General features: G+C 66.5%; 20 protein-coding genes. 4 read left to right on the top strand and 16 right to left on the bottom strand.

Annotation, left to right across the window (positions count from 1 at the left end):
* Positions 1 to 12: 12 nt before the first annotated feature.
* Genes AB4Z42_RS01360 through AB4Z42_RS01345 form a run of 4 tightly spaced genes read right to left on the bottom strand, consistent with a single transcriptional unit; the run spans position 13 to position 2,980 of the window.
* Entirely contained in the window at positions 13 to 624 is a 612-nt protein-coding gene (locus AB4Z42_RS01360) for a TlpA disulfide reductase family protein (RefSeq protein ID WP_442007331.1), read from the bottom strand.
* Positions 621 to 1,229: a histidine phosphatase family protein gene (locus AB4Z42_RS01355; RefSeq protein ID WP_442007330.1), complete on the bottom strand. Its 609-nt coding sequence runs from the start codon at positions 1,227 to 1,229 to the stop codon at positions 621 to 623. The genes AB4Z42_RS01360 and AB4Z42_RS01355 overlap by 4 nt, the downstream gene beginning before the upstream one ends.
* The gene (gene hemL, locus AB4Z42_RS01350; protein ID WP_442007329.1) at positions 1,226 to 2,542 is read right to left on the bottom strand and encodes a glutamate-1-semialdehyde 2,1-aminomutase; all 1,317 of its coding nucleotides are present in this window, start codon (positions 2,540 to 2,542) and stop codon (positions 1,226 to 1,228) included. The genes AB4Z42_RS01355 and hemL overlap by 4 nt, the downstream gene beginning before the upstream one ends.
* A 51-nt stretch (positions 2,543 to 2,593) precedes the next feature.
* Entirely contained in the window at positions 2,594 to 2,980 is a 387-nt protein-coding gene (locus AB4Z42_RS01345; RefSeq protein WP_442007328.1) for a nitroreductase family deazaflavin-dependent oxidoreductase, read from the bottom strand.
* A 23-nt stretch (positions 2,981 to 3,003) separates the two neighbouring features.
* Between AB4Z42_RS01345 and AB4Z42_RS01340 the strand changes: the two genes are divergently transcribed.
* Positions 3,004 to 3,384 carry a nitroreductase family deazaflavin-dependent oxidoreductase gene (locus tag AB4Z42_RS01340; RefSeq protein ID WP_442008071.1) on the top strand — a complete coding sequence of 127 codons (381 nt, stop codon included), beginning with the start codon at positions 3,004 to 3,006 and terminating at the stop codon, positions 3,382 to 3,384.
* A 7-nt stretch (positions 3,385 to 3,391) separates the two neighbouring features.
* On the opposite strand, the gene AB4Z42_RS01335 is transcribed toward AB4Z42_RS01340, so the two are convergent.
* From AB4Z42_RS01335 to AB4Z42_RS01315, 5 genes are read right to left on the bottom strand one after another with little or no spacing between them, the layout of a single operon-like run.
* On the bottom strand, positions 3,392 to 4,747 hold the full coding sequence (locus tag AB4Z42_RS01335; RefSeq protein ID WP_442007327.1) for a cytochrome P450: 1,356 nt from the start codon (positions 4,745 to 4,747) through the stop codon (positions 3,392 to 3,394).
* A 19-nt stretch (positions 4,748 to 4,766) separates the two neighbouring features.
* On the bottom strand, positions 4,767 to 5,249 hold the full coding sequence (locus AB4Z42_RS01330; RefSeq protein WP_442007326.1) for a pyridoxamine 5'-phosphate oxidase family protein: 483 nt from the start codon (positions 5,247 to 5,249) through the stop codon (positions 4,767 to 4,769).
* A gap of 19 nt (positions 5,250 to 5,268) precedes the next feature.
* Entirely contained in the window at positions 5,269 to 5,598 is a 330-nt protein-coding gene (locus AB4Z42_RS01325) for a hypothetical protein (protein ID WP_442007325.1), read from the bottom strand.
* A 45-nt stretch (positions 5,599 to 5,643) separates the two neighbouring features.
* Positions 5,644 to 6,240: a TetR/AcrR family transcriptional regulator gene (locus AB4Z42_RS01320; RefSeq protein ID WP_442007324.1), complete on the bottom strand. Its 597-nt coding sequence runs from the start codon at positions 6,238 to 6,240 to the stop codon at positions 5,644 to 5,646.
* Positions 6,227 to 7,084, bottom strand: a complete 858-nt coding sequence (locus AB4Z42_RS01315; protein WP_442007323.1) for an oxygenase MpaB family protein — start codon at positions 7,082 to 7,084, stop codon at positions 6,227 to 6,229. The genes AB4Z42_RS01320 and AB4Z42_RS01315 overlap by 14 nt, the downstream gene beginning before the upstream one ends.
* Positions 7,085 to 7,232: 148 nt before the next feature.
* Here AB4Z42_RS01315 and AB4Z42_RS01310 point away from each other — a divergent pair, with 148 nt between their 5' ends.
* The 3 genes from AB4Z42_RS01310 to AB4Z42_RS01300 all read left to right on the top strand — a co-directional run bounded on the left by AB4Z42_RS01310 (position 7,233) and on the right by AB4Z42_RS01300 (position 9,377).
* The gene (locus AB4Z42_RS01310; protein ID WP_442008070.1) at positions 7,233 to 8,594 is read left to right on the top strand and encodes a WS/DGAT/MGAT family O-acyltransferase; all 1,362 of its coding nucleotides are present in this window, start codon (positions 7,233 to 7,235) and stop codon (positions 8,592 to 8,594) included.
* Between the two features lie 4 nt (positions 8,595 to 8,598).
* Positions 8,599 to 8,877: a hypothetical protein gene (locus AB4Z42_RS01305; protein ID WP_442007322.1), complete on the top strand. Its 279-nt coding sequence runs from the start codon at positions 8,599 to 8,601 to the stop codon at positions 8,875 to 8,877.
* Positions 8,878 to 8,948: 71 nt separating this feature from the next.
* Complete coding sequence (locus AB4Z42_RS01300) at positions 8,949 to 9,377, top strand: hypothetical protein (protein ID WP_442007321.1); 429 nt, start codon at positions 8,949 to 8,951, stop codon at positions 9,375 to 9,377.
* Here the strand turns inward: AB4Z42_RS01300 and AB4Z42_RS01295 are convergent.
* Genes AB4Z42_RS01295 through hemC form a run of 7 tightly spaced genes read right to left on the bottom strand, consistent with a single transcriptional unit; the run spans position 9,322 to position 14,567 of the window.
* Positions 9,322 to 9,597: a hypothetical protein gene (locus tag AB4Z42_RS01295; protein ID WP_442008069.1), complete on the bottom strand. Its 276-nt coding sequence runs from the start codon at positions 9,595 to 9,597 to the stop codon at positions 9,322 to 9,324. The genes AB4Z42_RS01300 and AB4Z42_RS01295 overlap by 56 nt on opposite strands.
* A gap of 8 nt (positions 9,598 to 9,605) precedes the next feature.
* Positions 9,606 to 10,097, bottom strand: coding sequence for a DUF3093 domain-containing protein (locus tag AB4Z42_RS01290; protein ID WP_442007320.1), 492 nt, complete (start codon positions 10,095 to 10,097; stop codon positions 9,606 to 9,608).
* Positions 10,094 to 10,489: a hypothetical protein gene (locus AB4Z42_RS01285; protein WP_442007319.1), complete on the bottom strand. Its 396-nt coding sequence runs from the start codon at positions 10,487 to 10,489 to the stop codon at positions 10,094 to 10,096. The genes AB4Z42_RS01290 and AB4Z42_RS01285 overlap by 4 nt, the downstream gene beginning before the upstream one ends.
* A gap of 20 nt (positions 10,490 to 10,509) precedes the next feature.
* Entirely contained in the window at positions 10,510 to 10,926 is a 417-nt protein-coding gene (locus tag AB4Z42_RS01280) for a hypothetical protein (protein ID WP_442007318.1), read from the bottom strand.
* On the bottom strand, positions 10,923 to 11,903 hold the full coding sequence (gene hemB, locus AB4Z42_RS01275; protein WP_442007317.1) for a porphobilinogen synthase: 981 nt from the start codon (positions 11,901 to 11,903) through the stop codon (positions 10,923 to 10,925). The genes AB4Z42_RS01280 and hemB overlap by 4 nt, the downstream gene beginning before the upstream one ends.
* A gap of 22 nt (positions 11,904 to 11,925) precedes the next feature.
* Positions 11,926 to 13,596, bottom strand: a complete 1,671-nt coding sequence (locus AB4Z42_RS01270) for a uroporphyrinogen-III synthase (protein WP_442007316.1) — start codon at positions 13,594 to 13,596, stop codon at positions 11,926 to 11,928.
* A gap of 41 nt (positions 13,597 to 13,637) precedes the next feature.
* Positions 13,638 to 14,567 carry a hydroxymethylbilane synthase gene (gene hemC / locus AB4Z42_RS01265; protein ID WP_442008068.1) on the bottom strand — a complete coding sequence of 310 codons (930 nt, stop codon included), beginning with the start codon at positions 14,565 to 14,567 and terminating at the stop codon, positions 13,638 to 13,640.
* Positions 14,568 to 14,573 lie beyond the last annotated feature (6 nt).

The raw sequence follows: 14,573 nt of genomic DNA, 5'->3' as shown, positions 1-14,573 counted from the left end.
CGTGGTCGATGCTCACGTGCCACCCTTGTTCGGCGCACCGGATTCACTGGCCAGGCGTTCCACGACCGGCTGCAGGTCGTCGGCGAGCAGCTCCCGCAGGAAGACCGCGGCGACGCGGTGTTCGCGATCCAGGACCACCGTGGACGGGATGACGGTGGTGGGATACCGGCCGCCGAACGCGATCATGGTTCGCATGGACGGGTCGTAGATCGACGGGAAGGTGATCTTGCGATCGGTGATGAAATCCGTTGCGGCCTCGCGGTTGTTGTCGCGGACATCGATGCCGAGAAACGCGACGCCTTTCGCGCGGGTCGCCTCGTACACCTTCTGCAGCTGGGTGATCTCGGTGCGACAGGGCCCACACCACTGTCCCCAGACGTTGATCACCACGACGTCGCCGTCGAAGTCGTCGAGCGAGATCGTCTTGGCGGGATCCATCAGGTCGGGTCCGGTCAACGGGCCGGGGCGCCCGCGGCTTTGGGACGGGTCGTAGAAGATGTCGGTCTTGCCGCCGGGGGCGACGAACTCGAAGGTGCCGCCCTGGGCGACGGCGTCGGTACCGGTAGAGCAGCCGGCGAGCGCGACGCACACCGCACTCGTCAGCAAGGCCACCAACGCCTTCACTGCCCGGCCAGCTCCGCGTATCCCCAGCCGACGTAGCGGTCGTCGTGGAAATAGAAGGACGTGACAGACGCCAGGTTACACAGCCGCCTGGTCGGAAAGTGGTGCAGATTCTGCTTCGTCATCGCCCGCCGCAGCGTCTCTACGGGCAGCTGATGGCTGACGCACACCGCCTCGTGCCCGGCCGCCCTGATCCTCGCCCGGTCCAGCGCTGCCGTCATCCGCCCGGCGATTTCCTTATAGGGCTCGCCCCACGACGGTTGCCGCGGATTCCGCAGGTGCCACCAGTTGCTTGGATTACGGAGTGCGCCGTCACCTGGCGACACCCGTTGCCCCTGAAAAATATTCGTCGACTCGATCAGATCGTGGTCAGTGTCGACCGGCAGGTCGCGCAGCGCCGCGATGGGCGCCGCCGTCTCCTGTGCGCGCTCGAGCGGTGATGCGACGACATAGGTGATGTCGCGCTCCGCCAGCCATTCGGCAACCGCCCGTGCCTGGGCTTGACCGCGCTCCGACAAGTGGTAGTCCGGCAGCCGGCCGTAAAGGATCTTCTCCGGGTTGAACACCTCGCCGTGACGCATCACGTTCACGATCGTCTTCTCGGTCATGTCGGTGGTGTCGCTTCCGCTGCGGCACGCGCGGCACCCGGCAGGGCTGCGGCGATGCGATCGAATGCATCGTCATCCAAAGCCGCGGAGACGAACCAGGTTTCGAATGCGCTGGGCGGCGGGTAGACCCCAGCGTCGAGCAGTCCGTGGAAGAAGGCCGGGAAACGCCACGTCTCGGTGTCCCGCGCCGACGCGAAATCCGCCACCGGCTGATCGGTGAAGAACACGCTCAGCATGTTTCCCGCCCGCTGAACACGATGGGCCACACCGGCTTCCGTCAACGCGGCGGACAGCAAGCCGTCGAGGCGGTCGGCATTGGCGTCAAGCGTCGCGTAGACGGCGTCGTCGGCAGCGCGAAGCGTGGCCAGCCCCGCGGCCATCGCGACCGGATTCCCGGACAGTGTGCCTGCCTGGTAGACCGGCCCGAGTGGGGCCAGTCGCTCCATCACCTCGGTGCCGCCGCCGAAGGCCGCGGCGGGCAGACCACCGCTCATCACCTTGCCGAAGGTGAACAGGTCCGCGTCGACGGGATCTTTTCCGTACCAACCCGATCGGCTGACCCGGAACCCGGTCATCACCTCATCGGAGATCAGCAGCGCGCCATGCTCGGAGGTGACGCGACGCAGGGCGGCGTTGTAACCGGACAGCGGCGGGACGGTGCCCATGTTCCCCGGGCTGGCCTCGGTGATGACACATGCGATCTCGTCGCCGAACCGAGCGAAGATCTCGTCGATCGCCTCGACGTTGTTGTACGGCAGCACGATCGTGTCGGCTGCGGCGGCACCGGTGACGCCGGGCGACGAAGGCAGGCCAAGCGTCGCGACACCGGAGCCGGCATCGGCCAGCAGCGCGTCGCTGTGCCCGTGGTAGCAGCCGGAGAACTTCACGATCTTGGCGCGGCCCGTATAGCCGCGGGCCAGCCTGATCGCGCTCATGGTGGCCTCGGTGCCGGAGTTCACCAGGCGGATGCGCTCGACCGGAGCGACGCGGCCGACGATCTCGGAGGCCAACTCGGTCTCCGACGGCGTCGGCGCCCCGAAGGACAGGCCGTCGGTCGCGGCGCGCTGCACGGCGTCGACGACGGCGGGATGCGCATGCCCGAGAATCATCGGCCCCCACGAACACACCAGGTCGACATATTTGTTGCCGTCGGCGTCGGTGAGCCAGTAGCCGTTGGCGGACGTGATGAACCGCGGCGTTCCCCCGACCGAGTTGAAGGCCCGGACCGGCGAGTTCACCCCGCCGGGGATGACGGAGCACGCGTCGGCGAACAGGGCGGCCGAGGCCGCCGTCGTCGCTGAGGTGCTGCGCATGGCCACCAGTCTCCCAGCCGGGGCCCGCGCGTCAACTACAGGGTGTAGTGGTCAGCCCTTCGGGGTCAGCGCGAACACCGGGTGATCGGCATCGGCGGGGAGCTGACGCCAGTAGCCTTCGACGGCCTTGCCCGCCAGGGGGCGGTACACGGCGATGACAGGTCCCCGCTGCGCCACCGGCAGCTCGCTGGCGACGTATTGCTCGTCCCCGACCATGACGTCGGGGATGGCGCGCACGTTCTTCACCCACTCGGTCTCACCGCGCGTCGACACCAGGTACTTCACCCCGTCCACCACGGGCACGACCACGGGGATCTTCTGCGGCTGCCTGCTCAGGCGTTTGGTCACGGTCAGCGTTTCGCTGCCGCCGACGCCGGTCGCCATCGCGATCTTGTTGAATACCGTCCGGGTGAACCAGGGCGGCTTGAGGTACGCCATACCGTCCGAGTTTGATGGTTGGCATGCAAATGCCGCAATGGCTGGCGCGGGTCAATCGCCGCGTCGTCAACCCGATCCAGCGACTGTGGGCCGGCTGGGCGCCGATGTACGCCATTCTCGACCACGTCGGCCGGAAGTCGGGCAAGCCGTACCGGACCCCGCTGATGGTCTTCTCCACCAGGGACGGGGTGGCCATCATGCTGACCTACGGTCCGAACCGCGACTGGCTGAAGAACCTCACCGCCGCTGGTGGCGGCCGAATGAAGCGCTACGGCAAAACGTTCGAGGTGCGTGATCCGGCGGTCATGCCGAAGGCTCAAGCCGCGCGGTCGGTGACGCCGCGGTGGCAGCCGCTCTTCGCGCGACTGCCGTTCGAGCAGGCGGTGCTGCTCACCAGAGTCTAGCCGTCGGTCACCGCTTCTCGACGCAAGCGCGGATGGGCCCCTTGGCAACCGTGGTGAACGGCACCTCGCATGCGAAGTCCTCGTCCAGTGCGCGCACCCTCATGGCCCGAATCGTCGTCGCCAGCGCCAGCGTGGTCTCCAGCCGCGCGAAGTGCTCGCCGATACAGGGCCGTCCGCCGCCGAGGAACGGGAGAAACTGCCAGCGATTGCGGGCCTTGACGTTCTGCGGGCTGAAACGGTCGGGGTCGAACTCCATCGGATTGGGCCACAACGTCGGATCATGGTGCAGCGCATAGAGTCCCACGGCCACGAGACTGCCCGCCTCGACGCGGTATCCGTCGACGGCGATGTCGCGCGTCGCCAACCGCGCCACACCCGCGGCGGGCGGGCACAGGCGCAGCGCCTCGTGCAGCACCTGAACGGTGTATCCGAGCGCGGGGACGTCGTCGGGTGTCAGCTCCCGGTCACCGATGGCGGCCGCCTCAGCGGCCACGCGATCCTGGACCTCGGGGTGGTGTCCGAGGACCCACAGCGAGTACGTGAGCGCCGTTGCCGTGGTGTCGTGGCCGGCGAGCATGAATATCAGCAGGTCATTGGAGATGTCAGCATCCGAGATCGGCAGACCGGTCTGCGGGTCGCTGGCCGCCAGCAGGGCCTGCACCAGCGGCGCGTCCCGGGTCGGGTCCGCCCGGCTGGCCCGCACCATGTCGTCGGTGACCGTGCGCATCGCGGCGACGGAGGCACGGGCACGGCGGCGCGCCGGTGTCGGCATCCATCGCGGTGCACGCACAGGCCGGAGGGCGCGGTCCGCAGTGTATGACGACGCGACGTGCATGCAGCCGGCGATCGTGTCCGCGCGTTCGTTGAGATCGATTCCCAGCACCGAACGGCCGAGCGACTGCATGGCGATGCGGCGGCACTCGACGTCGAGGTCCACCTCTCCTCCGCCCGGCCACCGATCAACGAATTGCTGTGCTGCCCTGGACATGTGGCCGCCGAAGTTGCGGACATTGTGCTTGGTGAAAACCGGTTGCAGAGCCCTCTTGCGTGGGCGCCACTGCTCGTTGGGCAGGACGAACAGACTGTCGCCCGCCATGTTGCGCACCTCGTCGTGGATGACACATCGGTCAGACGATGCGTCGCTGCGCCCCAACACATCACGAATGGCGTCCGGTGACATCACCGCCACGATCGGCGGAATCAGCTGCTTGGGCCCGAATTGAATCCGGGTGATGGGCCCTCCGGCATCGCGGATGACTTCCTGACCGGTGTCCAACCTGCGCACCAGCTTCACCAGCTGCCTGATCGGCAGCGGGTTCTTCGGCACCAACGGCAATGCGCTGACGTCGACGGCCGCAGTCATGTCATTGATCATCACTCAATCACGCGCTCCAGGTTAGGGGTGCGCCTTCGCCTTTCGTCATGACCGTCCCGGCCATGACCCGCAGCCGATAGGGAGTCAGCCGCAACGCGGCGAAATCGTCGGACGACGGTCCGTCGACCCATTGCGGAATGATTCGCGGGTCATAGCCAACCGGCTCGGGGCCGTTGGCGAACTTCTCCCAGACCGCACTGCGCGTTTCGTCGTCCAGATACCACTCGACGAGGCAGTCGGCGTTGCACGTGTCGTGGCTAGGGGCCCAGTAGTTCAGCGACATCTGCGGGTGAACGGCGAGGTGCGCCCTTTTCACCGGGCTCGGCACCGTCGCGATCCACCCGAACAAGTCGGTGCCGTCCCACTCCCAGATCGGGTGCAGAACGCGGCTGCGGGGATGGCCGTTGGCGTCGACGGTGGCCGCGGACGCCCACACGATCGAGTGAGCCATCTCGACGAAGGCAGGCGCGATCTTCTCGAGAGACGTCACGCCGGAACTCTACGCGGAATTACTCGCTGTCTTCCTTCTTGCTGTCTTCCTTCTTGCTGTCTTCGCTGAACTTCGGATTGCCGTCGTCGTCGACCCAGTCGTTGACCGCGGTACCCGATACCGCGCCATCGGTGCCCGGCATCGAGATGGTCGGACGGTCGTCGTCGTTGTTCCCGGCCATTTCCTTGGCTTTTTGTTTGTGCTCATCGGTGACTTCCGGCTTTTCGGTGGGTTCCGGCCGATCGGGTGCATCGGTGACATTGTGGTGCTCGTCGGTCTCTGGTTCGGCCTTGCGCCGCTCTTCGGTGCTCTTTAGCTCGTCGGTGCCCTGTTTTTCGTCGGTGCTCATGCCCTAGGGACTGCCCCGTGGTGTGACCCATCAAACAGAGCCTGGCTAACCTGCAGGTACGGCACGTAGTGCGGCGGGCAAACTGGGCAGGAAGTGCCGGGTGGCGAAGGCCCGGATGTCATCGGGAGTCTTCAGCGGCTGCGCGCTGGGCAGCAGAAGCACCATCGCCGCATAGCGCAGGATGGTGTCGGCGAACTCGTTGACGGCCTGCTCGCCGATTCGCTCGGCGAAGCCGGCGGGGAAGATGACCCGCAGGGCTTCGGCCATCCGGATGATTGCCGCCCCGTAGTGGCGGCCGGCGAGTTCCAGGACGAGCGCCGGCTCGTCTCTGATCATCCGGTCCAGTACGCGATGCCTTCGGAATTTCAGGATTGCCTGGGTGAACGCTTCGACATAGTAGTTCGATTGCGGCCCAGCTTGTTTCAGCTCGCTGGCGATATCGGCGAACAGCGTCACGTTCTCACGTTCGATGACAGCGGCGATCAGCTCGTCCTTATTGCCGAAGCGCCGGTAGATCGTCGTGCGGCTGATCTTGGCCCGCCGCGCGACATCTTCGAGCGCGACCCGGCGAAACCCATGTTGCTCGAACTCGACGACGGCGGCGTCGAGGATGGCCTGAATGGTGGAGTCAGCCCCTGGCATAACCGGTCTGGGCGAAATCGTTGTACCGCAGGCGCATTGGCAGATGGTCCCACAGCCAGTTCACCGGCCGCGAGCGGCACAGCGAGGCGAAGCGCTGGTATCGACGTTCTTGGCGCGCGCTCCACGGCAGGCCGAGCAAGGCCCTGGTCCGTGGCGGCATGCCCCCGGTGGTGAGGAACGCAGCCGCAGGATTGAAGACCGGCGCGATCACCCGCCACAGCGCGGGCGATAACCCCTTGGGGCGCGGAAAGCCTTTGGTGACATAGCCGACGCCGTACTTGGCGGTCGGATGCGCCACGACGATCTCGTCGATCATCCGGTTCCAGTACGCCTCGAATCCGTCGTAGTCGGCGGGCATCGGGCGGTCGCTGACGCCGTAGCGGCGATACCAGGTCTTGGACTCGAGATAGATCTGTTCCTTCTCCTCGCGGGTCAGCCTCTTGACGAACGTGTCCGCGAAGTAGAGCACCTGATCGACGAAGGTCGCGTGCGCCCAGAAATACGTGTCCGGGTCCAGCGCGTGGTAGCGGGCACCGTCCGGCATCTCGCCCTTGATGTCGGTGTGAAAGTCGCGGACCCGGGTGCCCTCGTTGTCGTCGTCGGCGCCGTACACCGTCATGAAGATGGGCGGCAGCGACCGCTTGACCCTGGCGGCGGTGTCGTCGAAGAACACCGAATGGTCCAGGACGCCCTGCCCGAGTTCGGCGAGCATGTTCTGCAGCACTGCAGGCCGGGGTCCGATCAGATACATCCGGTTCTCGCCGAAATACCGCCAGACCAGGGAGTTCGGGCCCAACGGCAGGGCATCGACCGTCTGCTCGGCATTCTCGGCCAAATCAGTCATGTGAAACAGTGTTACAAATTTCGAACTTTGTACCAATAGTTACCGGTGTGATGCCCATCGCACCTGGATCGCGTCGCAGGCATATCCTCGACAGCCTCAGCTTTCGAAAGCACAAGGAGCGCCGGTGAAGCGTCTAGGCCCGCAGGACATGCTCTTCTTGTACGGCGAAACCCCCAGCTCGATGATGCACGTCGCGGCGCTGATGCCGTTCACGCCGCCTGCCGATGCACCGCCCAGCTATCTACGCCAGATGTTCGAGGACACCCGCGGCCTGGAAGTGGTCTCGCCGTGGAACCTCAAGCTGTCCCATCCGCGGATGTTGCGTCGGCCCGACCAGTCGTGGGTTGTCGACGACAAGTTCGACATCGACTACCACGTCCGGCGGTCGGCACTTGCCAGCCCGGGCGACGAACGCGAGCTCGGCATCCTGGTCTCCCGGCTGCACAGCCAAAATATCGACTTCACCCGGCCGCCGTGGGAACTGCACTTCATCGAAGGCCTCGAGGATGGGCGATTCGCGATCTATATGAAGATCCACCACTCGCTGGTGGACGGCTACACCGGCAACAAGATCCTCGAGCGCAGCATGTCGACCGACCCGTCGCTGCGGGATCAGCCGTTGTTCTTCAACGTCGGTCCGCCTTCGAGGTCGCGCCCCGAGACGCCGAAGCCGTCGCGCAATCCGATAATGAGTGTCGTCGGCGGCGCCGTTGGAGGGGCACAATCACTCCTCAACGTTGGAAAGGCGTTGTACAACACACAAATTCGCAGCGACGATGAATACGGGCATATCGCGAACTCCTTCCAGGCCCCGCATTCGATCCTGAACAAGCACATCAGCCGCAATCGACGGTTCGCCACGCAGGTCTACCCGTTCGAGCGCCTCAAGACCATCGGCACCAAGCAGGGCGCCACCGTCAACGACGTCGCGCTCGCCATCATCGGCGGCGGCCTGCGCGCCTTTCTCTCAGAGCTCGGAGAACTGCCCGAAAAGCCCTTGATCGCATTCCTGCCCGTCAACATCCGCCCGAAGGACGATGCCGGCGGAGGCAACGCGGTGGGAACGATATTGGCGACGATGGGCACCGACATCGAAGACCCAGTTGAACGACTGCAGGCCATCACCGCGTCGACGAGGGCGGCCAAGGGGCAGCTGCAGAACATGTCACAGACCGAAGTGCTCGCCTACACCGCGGGCTTGATGGCGCCGACGGCTTTCCAACTCGCCAGCGCGATGACCGGTGTCAGGGGTCCGTTGCCGTTCACGTTCAACTTGTGTGTGAGCAACGTTCCCGGGCCGCGAGAGACGTTGTATCTCAACGGAAGCCGCCTCGAAGCTACGTACCCGGTCTCCATCCCCATGCATGGCATGGCGCTCAACGTCACACTGGAGAGCTACGCCGACACGATGAACTTCGGGTTCATCGGTTGCCGCGACGCCCTGCCACATCTGCAGCGTCTCGCGGTGTACACCGGCGACGCGCTCGACGAGCTGGACAAGATGGCCTGATTGCATGCCGCTCGTCACGCGGACGCTCGACCTGTCGACGCGGTACTTCTGGCGTGTGGTCGGTCGGCCGGTCGACATCGCGGGCGTCGAGGGTTGGCTCGACTCGCCCACCAATGCCATCGAGGCGCGCGGCGACGACTGGCTCGATGTCCTCGACGAGGCGGGCCGGGTGCGCGCATCGAATCCCAATGACGGTCTGCTGCCGGCGTTCTCGGCTCTCGAGGGCCCCGACTTCTCGCCTGGTCGCAGTGGAACACGCTTTTCGCGCCCGGCGGTGAGCTGATCGCACGTGTCTGGGGCCGACGTGTCGAGCAACTGGCCCTGCCCGTCGAGCCGTTGTCGGTCAGCCGCGGCATGGCGAGCACGGTGCGCATCGTCGATGACGACACCGGCAACCGCTCCGGTGCCGCCTGGTTGCGCACCCTGAAGTCCGACAATTCGAAGGTGTACAGCGGTTTCTACCGCGTCGGCCACCTGCCCGGTGACGATCAACCGCACGTGCATGTCTCGTTTCCTCTCGAGAGCGGCAGCGTCCAGGTGTTCCTGACTCCGCGCAACGACGTCGACGGATCGTTCTGGTTGCATTCCCGCTCAACATCTTTCGGCGCCGACGGCGCTTATACGGTCGTGCGGTTCGGCGACGACTGGTATGCCGCACAGCCCCCGCTCCGGGAGACCTTCCACGTGTTCACCGACGAGGACGGCGTGCTACGTACGGACCACTGGCTCAAACTCGGCCGGTGGCAGGCACTTCAACTGCACTACCGACTCGAACGCGATTAGCACGGCGCAGCCGCGCCACACCGAGCACGACGAGCACGCCCGCCGCGGTCGCCAGCAACAGAGCGAGCGTCAAGAGCGGCGGACTGTAGACCGACGACGTGGTCATCGGCTCCCCGTCGATGATCGGGGGCACATCCACCGTCTCGACCGAAGCGAGCCAGCTCACCACCGATCCGGCCGCTGCGGCGAGGGCCAGCACCAATTCGACGATTGCGCGGATACGCGCCTTCACGACGCCGGCTCCGGCGGGATGCGCTCCTCGACCAGCCGTGTCAGCTCGGCCCGTAGCCGCTGGTGCTTGCGCGCCCATGCCTGCGCGCCACGGTCATTGGTCATCTTGAGGCCGATGCCCTTGCGCCCGCGCGGCACGCCGGTGAGTTCGCCGAGCGCGCGAGACGATTGCCATTTCTCCGCTTCGGCACTGGCGGCCGGGGGATAGATCTTCACGATGTCGTCGATGCTTATGCGTTCTTCGCCCTGCCGCAGGCGGTCCGGCGTCAGTTCCACCGAGGTGTGGATCCGGGCCGCCTTGACCTGGATCCACAGGAACCCCGTCACGAGAACGAAGAAAATTCCGGGCACCAGCCACTGGATGCCGTAGCCGGCCGAGAGCTGGATCAACGCCATCGCAGTACCCGCCGCAGGACCCGCCAGGAGCCACCACCAGCTGGCGCCCTGCTCGTAGAACAGAACCGGGGGCTGCGCGCTGCTGTCCGTCACTCCGCTCCCTTTTGTTCTTGTTCTTGTTCGAACCACTCCTGGGCGGGCGGTCGCATCATCAGGACGGCGCCGACCATGGTCAGAATCATCATGAGCAGCCAGATCGGCCCACGGCTGTACAACGCGAAGATCGCCAGGATCACGACGATCGCCAGCGAGAGCGCGATGGCCGCGCGCCGAAAGCGTGCGTCGCCGAGGCGTGCCCGCCCAGCCAGAAAGCCCAGCCCCAGACCCGTCGCGGCGAACAGCACTCCCATGCCGCGGAGCAATGTCGGCAGGGCGTCCGGGGACAACGCCAGCAAGAGCCCGAACGCCACCAGCAACACCGAGGCCGCCGCCCAGCACCAGAATCCAGCGGTGACGACTCGCGGTCGTGACTGTGGAGCTGTCATGGTCGGGTCAGCCTAGCGCTTCACCGCGTGAAGAACGCGTGGGCGTCCTTGCGGTGCAACAGGAACACCCCACCGGCGATCAGAACCGCTCCGAGGATGCCGCTGACCGCGTAGATCACCGCTGCGGCGGTGGGCCGGTCCACCGTGAAGAGGTTGGTCGCGATGTACACGATCGTCGCAACGCCGCCGCCGGTCAGCAATGTGCGCGCCCAGCGATAGCCGTGTCGCATCAGGATCTGGAAGGTCAGCACGACCGCCGCGAGGATCACCACGAAAAGCACCGATATCGCGACCACCGCTGTGGGGAGCCGCTCGTTGGCGTTGCCGAGCAGGTCGATGACGTGGCCGATGACCAGCAGCGGCAGCGAGGCCACCCACAGCCAGAAACCGGTGTCCACGTCCACCGGCCGGCCGGAAGGCTCGACCGGTGGGGTCACGCCAGCCAGCCGGCGACGTCGGCCGCCCAATAGGTCAGCACGATGTCGGCGCCGGCCCTGCGGATGCCGGTCAGCGTCTCGAGCGCCACCGTCTGCAGATCGACCCAGCCGTTGGCGGCCGCGGCGCAGATCATCGAGTACTCACCGGAGACCTGATAGGCGGCCACCGGCACCGGCGAGATGTCGGCAGCTGCACGCACCAGGTCCAGATAGGCCATCGCGGGTTTGACCATCACGATGTCGGCGCCCTCGTCGATGTCGAGTTCCACCTCGTGCAGCGCTTCGCGCGCGTTGCCCGGATCCTGCTGATAGGTCCGTCGGTCGCCGCGCAGGCTGGACGACACCGCCTCACGGAACGGGCCGTAGAAACCCGAGGCGAATTTGGCGGCGTAGGCCAGGATCACCGTGTCGGTGTGCCCGGCCGCGTCGAGTCCGTCTCGGATCGCCGCGACCTGGCCGTCCATCATGCCGCTGGGCGCGACGACGTGGGCACCCGAATCAGCCTGTGCGACAGCAAGTTCGGTGTACCGAATGTTGGTGGCGTCGTTATCCACCCTGCCGGTCGCGTCAAGTACGCCGCAGTGGCCGTGGTCGGTGAACTCGTCGAGACAGGTGTCGGCCATCAGCACCGTGTCCTCGCCGAGGTCCTTGGCGAGATCGCGCAACGCCACGTTGAGGATGCCGTCCTCGGACAGGCCGATCGACCCGCTCGCGTCTTTGTCGGCGTCGCGCGGCACGCCGAACAGCATCAGACCGCCAACCCCAGCGGTAACCGCATCGGCGGCAGCCCGTCGCAGCGAGTCACGCGTGTGCTGCACGACTCCGGGCATGGAGGAGATGGGCCGCGATTCCGAAATGCCGTCGGCCACGAACATCGGCAGCACCAGATGCCTTGGCTCCAGCGAGGTTTGCGCCACCAAACGACGCAACGCAGGTGTCGACCGGAGCCTCCGGGGACGGTGACGTGGAAAAGGCATGCAAGGCCACCTTCTTCCGCGGCTAGCGGCGACGACTCTTCTTACGCGGTGGCGGCAGCGCACCCTCGGCGCGCAACCGAGCCGCGTGCTCGGCAAGTGCCTCGACCAGCGGGCCCACGGCGGCGACCTCCGGCTGCACGTCGACACGCAGGCCGAATTCCGCTGCGGTCTCGGCGGTCTTGGGCCCGATGCACGCGACGATCGTGCGCGCATGCGGCTTACCCGCGATACCGACGAGATTGCGCACCGTCGAACTCGAGGTGAAGCACACCGCGTCGAAACCGCCGGTCTTGATCATCTCGCGCGTCTGTGCCGGAGGCGGTGCCGCGCGCACCGTGCGGTACGCGGTGACATCCTCGATCTCCCAGCCACGTTCGCGCAGGCCCTCGGCCAAAGTCTCGGTCGCGATGTCGGCGCGCGGTAGCAGGACCCGGTTCACCGGATCGAAAACGTCGTCGTACGGCGGGAACTCGTCGAGCAGGCCCAACGACGACTGCTCGCCCGCCGGCACCAGTTCGGGATTGATACCGAAGGCACGCACCCGATCCGCGGTCGCCTGACCGACGCAGGCGATCTTCACCCCGGAGAACGCGCGGGCGTCCAGGCCGAACTCGTTGAACTTCTCCCACACCGCACGCACCGCGTTGGTGGAGGTGAACACCACCCACTGGAACCGGCCGTCGACGAGGCCCTTGACCGCACGCTCCATCTGCGCAGGGCTGCGCGGCGGCTCGACGGCGATGGTCGGTACCTCGATCGGCAGTGCGCCGTGGGACACCAGCTTTTCGCTCATCTCGCCGGCCTGGTCCTTGGTGCGGGGCACCAGCACGGTCCAGCCGTACAGCGCGCGGCTCTCCCACCAGTTCAGCTTGGCGCGGTTGGCCACCGTCTTGCCGATCGTGACCACCAGCGGACCAGACAACGGGCCGGCGGGCTCGGTGCCCGCCAGGGTCGCCTTGTCGAGCAGGCCGGCGAGGGTGGTTTGCACCGAACGCTGCTGGCACGTCGTGCCGTTTGCGGTCACCACCGTCGGAGTGGCGTCCGCCAGCCCGTGCTCGATCAGCGTGCGCGCCGCGTCAGGCAGATGAGACGCGGTGGCGTGCAGGATCAGTGGGCCGGGCGCCGCGGCCAACGACTCCCAGTCGACGTCACCGCGGACATCGGCGACGGTATGCGCCGACCCCAGCGGGAGGCCCGCGTATGTGGGTACCGCCGTCGTATCGGGCAGGCCCGGCACGATCTCGAAATCCAGGTGCGTCTTGGCCAGCGCCGTCACCTCGGTGATCACCGCATCCACCGACAGCGGATCGCCTGCGACCAGTCGCACGACGTCGACACCGGTCTTGGCCTCCGTCGCCAGCGTCTTGGCGACCTCGACCGGATCACCGAGCGCGGGCCGGATGTCGGTGCCACCTGGGATTGCCGGCGAAACCGGGGCGGCATCGGCATTGCCGTCGCCGTCCTGGGCTTGTGGGGGCTCGGCTGGTTCAGGTCCCGACTGCGGCGGCAACTCGGAACCCGCAAGGGCGAGCACCGCTTCGGGCACATCGGGGTCGGTGAACACCAGGGCGGCGTTGGCTAGCACCGTGCGGGCCCGCGTCGTCAGCAGACCGGGATCTCCCGGCCCCGCACCGACGAACATGATGCGGCCCGGCTTCGGCTTGCGCCCCCGCCCGCTCCCTTGGGCTGTCATCTATCACTCACCTCAATGCTCTTCGCGCGCTCATCGCAGCCCTAGCTGCGCCCTGTCTCCGCCATGAGCTCGCGCGCCCCCAGTTCGAACAACTCCTCGGCCACCGAGAGCCCCAGCTCCCGTGCCCGATCGGTCGTCCCGACCCCGGACGCACGGATCACGTCGGATCCGTCCAGCGTCGCCACGCAGCCGCGCAGCGACACCTCTTCGAAGACACGGCCGTCCTCGTCGATGGACTCGACCACCTCGGCGATCGCACCCACCGGAGCAGAACAACCCGCCTCCAGTGCGGCGAGCAGGGCCCGTTCAGCGGTGACCGCTGCGCGGGTGTCGGCGTCGTCCAACTCCGACAGCAGCGCGGCGAGCCCGGTGTCGCCCGCGCGGCACTCGACCGCGAGCGCACCCTGAGCCGGCGCTGGCAACATCTGCACCGGATCAAGCGTCTCGGTGACATCGGCCAGTCGTCCGATGCGGGCCAGACCCGCACGGGCGACGACGATGCCATCGAGATCACCGTTGCTAACCCTGTTCAACCTGGTATCTAGGTTGCCTCTTAGGGGGCGGATTTCCAAACCGAGACCCAGTGCTCTAAGCTGCGCGGTCCGTCGCGGGCTCGATGTCCCGATCACTGAACCCGCAGGCAACTCCCCCAGCACCAGTCCATCACGGGCCACCAGGGCGTCGCGGGCGTCTTCGCGTGGGGGTATCGCGGCAATCGTGAACCGCGGGTCGGGTGCCGTCGGCAAATCCTTGTAGGAATGCACGGCCATGTCGACGTCACCGCGGTCGATGGCCTCACGAAGCGCCGCGGTGAACACTCCGACACCGATATCTGCGACCGGTTCATCGGAGCGGTCGCCGTCGGTCGAGATGATCACCAGTTCGGCAGCGTGCCCTCTGGCTTCCAACGCGTCTTTGATCACACCGGCCTGTGTCGTGGCCAACAGACTTCCGCGGGTGCCTATCCGGATTGGCTC

This window comes from Mycobacterium sp. 2YAF39, assembly GCF_052114565.1.
Taxonomy (GTDB): domain Bacteria; phylum Actinomycetota; class Actinomycetes; order Mycobacteriales; family Mycobacteriaceae; genus Mycobacterium.
Note: the sequence above shows the minus strand (reverse complement) of the source record. Positions and strands in the feature narration are given on the sequence as shown.